At 61.5% G+C, this 2,842-nt stretch carries 1 protein-coding gene; it reads left to right on the top strand.

The genetic code is table 11. The annotated features are described in order from the left end of the window. Positions 1–284: 284 nt before the first annotated feature. Positions 285–2,842, top strand: a 2,558-nt coding sequence (gyrA, locus tag EOA36_RS29665) for a DNA gyrase subunit A (protein WP_127280527.1), incomplete at its 3' end; no start/stop codon positions are given.

The raw sequence follows: 2,842 nt of genomic DNA, 5'->3' as shown, positions 1-2,842 counted from the left end.
ATCAGATCGCCATTGAAATCCCGGGGCGTCCAACCGTGCAGCGCCCGCAAAGGCAGCCATGAGCTCCAATTCATGGTGATCGCGGCTTTTGCTTGGGGAGTTGGTCCATTACAGGCTTTTGCCTTGGTGGCGGCGAAAAGCGTAACGGCCATATCGTCGCAATTAGCGGTATCCTTTTGAAATTACCACTAAAAATGACACTGGAAAAGTGCCGTGAACATTGGAGTTTCGGCCGTGCTTCCTATATAAGCGGTCAGTGATTCCTGATTAGATTGTGATCCGATTTGACCGACCAAAAGACACCGCGCGGCGCCGACGGCGGCCCCACCGGCATCGAACCCATCTCCATCATCGAGGAGATGCAGAGTTCCTATCTCTCTTACGCCATGAGCGTGATCGTCAGCCGTGCGTTGCCAGATGTGCGCGATGGCCTGAAGCCCGTGCACCGCCGCATTCTCTACGCGGCGCATGAGAGCGGCTACCACTGGAACCGCAAATACGTGAAGTCGGCGCGTCCTGTCGCCGACGTGATGGGTAAATACCATCCGCATGGCGATGCCTCGATCTATGACGCCTTGGTGCGCATGGCGCAGGATTGGTCGCTGCGTGTGCCCTTGATCGACGGGCAAGGCAATTTCGGCTCGATCGACGGCGATCCGCCGGCGGCGATGCGCTATACCGAATCGCGCCTGACCAAGGTCGCGCATGAGCTTCTGGAGGATATCGACAAGGACACCGTCGATTTCCAGGACACTTATGATGCATCGGACACCGAGCCAAAGGTTCTGCCGGCGCGCTTTCCCAATCTGCTGGTCAACGGCTCGGGCGGCATTGCTGTCGGCATGGCGACCAACATCCCGCCGCACAATCTCGGTGAGGTCTGCAACGCCGCCATTGCCGTCATCGACAATCCGGCGATCGACCTGCCGGCGCTGATGGAGATCATTCCGGGCCCTGATTTCCCGACCGGCGGCATCGTGCTTGGCCGCTCCGGCATCTACAGCGCCTATTCCACCGGCCGTGGCTCAATCGTCATGCGCGGCAAGGTCAACATCGAACAGCGCGGCAATGACCGTGAATCGATCATCATCACCGAGGTTCCCTATCAGGTGAACAAGGCCTCGATGATCGAGAAGATGGCCGAACTGGTGCGCGACAAGCGCATCGAGGGCATTTCCGACATTCGTGACGAAAGCGACCGTCAGGGTTATCGCGTCGTCATCGAACTCAAACGTGACGCCGTTGCCGACGTCGTCCTCAACCAGCTCTACCGGTTCACGCCGCTGCAGACATCTTTCGGCGCCAATATGGTGGCTCTGAACGGCGGCAAGCCGGAACTGCTGAACCTGACCGACATGCTGACGGCATTCGTCACCTTCCGCGAGGAGGTGATCAGCCGGCGGACTAAGTTCCTGCTCCGCAAGGCGCGCGACCGCGCCCATGTGCTGGTTGGTCTAGCCATCGCCGTCGCCAACATCGACGAAGTGATCAAGCTTATCCGCACCGCGCCGGATCCGCAGTCGGCGCGCGAGCAGTTGATGGAGCGGCGCTGGCCTGCGGGTGACGTTGAATCGCTGATCCTGCTGATTGACGATCCACGCCATCGCATCAACGAGGACGGCACCTACAATCTGTCCGAGGAACAGGCGCGCGCCATCCTCGAACTGCGCCTGCAGCGCCTGACAGCGCTGGGCCGCGACGAAATCGCCGATGAGTTGAACACGATCGGCGACGAGATCAAGGACTACCTCGACATCCTGTCGTCTCGCGCGCGTATTCAGCAGATCGTCAAGGACGAACTCGCCGCCGTGCGCGACGAGTTCGGCACGCCACGCCGCACCGAGCTCACCGACGGTGGCGCGGACATGGAAGACGAGGACCTGATCCAGCGCGAGGACATGGTCGTGACGGTGAGCCATTCCGGCTACATCAAGCGCGTGCCGCTTTCGCTCTACCGGGCGCAGCGCCGCGGCGGCAAGGGCCGCTCCGGCATGTCGACCAAGGAAGAGGATTTCGTCACCCGGCTGTTCGTCGCCAACACGCACACGCCGGTGCTGTTCTTCTCCTCGCGCGGCATCGTCTACAAGGAAAAGGTCTGGCGCCTGCCGATCGGCAACCCGCAGTCACGCGGCAAGGCACTGATCAACATGCTGCCGCTGGAGCAGGGCGAGCGCATCACCACGATCATGCCGCTGCCCGAGGACGAGACGAGCTGGGGCGAACTCGATGTGATGTTCGCCACCACGCGGGGCACCGTGCGCCGCAACAAGCTTTCCGACTTCGTCCAGGTCAACCGCAACGGCAAGATCGCCATGAAGCTGGAGGAGGAGGGCGACGAGATCCTCGGCGTCGAGACCTGCACCGACAATGACGACGTGCTTTTGACCGCCAGCTCGGGACAGTGCATCCGCTTCTCGGTCGGTGACGTGCGCGTCTTCCAGAGCCGAAACTCGGTCGGCGTGCGCGGCATCACCATGGCTGACACCGACCGCATCATCTCAATGTCGGTGATCGAGAATGTCGATGCGCCGCCGGCTGAACGCGCCGCCTACCTTAAGCGTGCCGCGGCCGAACGGCGGCTTGCCGCGGGCATCGCCGCCGGTGAAGAGGAAGAGATCGCGCTGACCAATGAAGAGGTCGGCGAGGAGACGGAGCTTTCCGACGAGCGCTACGAGTTCCTCAAGGCGCATGAGCAGTACGTGCTGACGGTCACCGAATACGGTTACGGTAAGCGCTCTTCGTCCTATGATTTCCGCCTGACTGGACGCGGCGGCAAGGGCATCCGCGCCACAGACGTGTCGAAGACGGCCGAAATCGGCCGTCTTCGACACGTCTGTGGCGC

Source organism: Mesorhizobium sp. M8A.F.Ca.ET.021.01.1.1 (assembly GCF_003998025.1).
Classification (GTDB): Bacteria; Pseudomonadota; Alphaproteobacteria; order Rhizobiales; family Rhizobiaceae; genus Mesorhizobium.
This window is presented reverse-complemented; position numbering and strand designations above follow the sequence as displayed.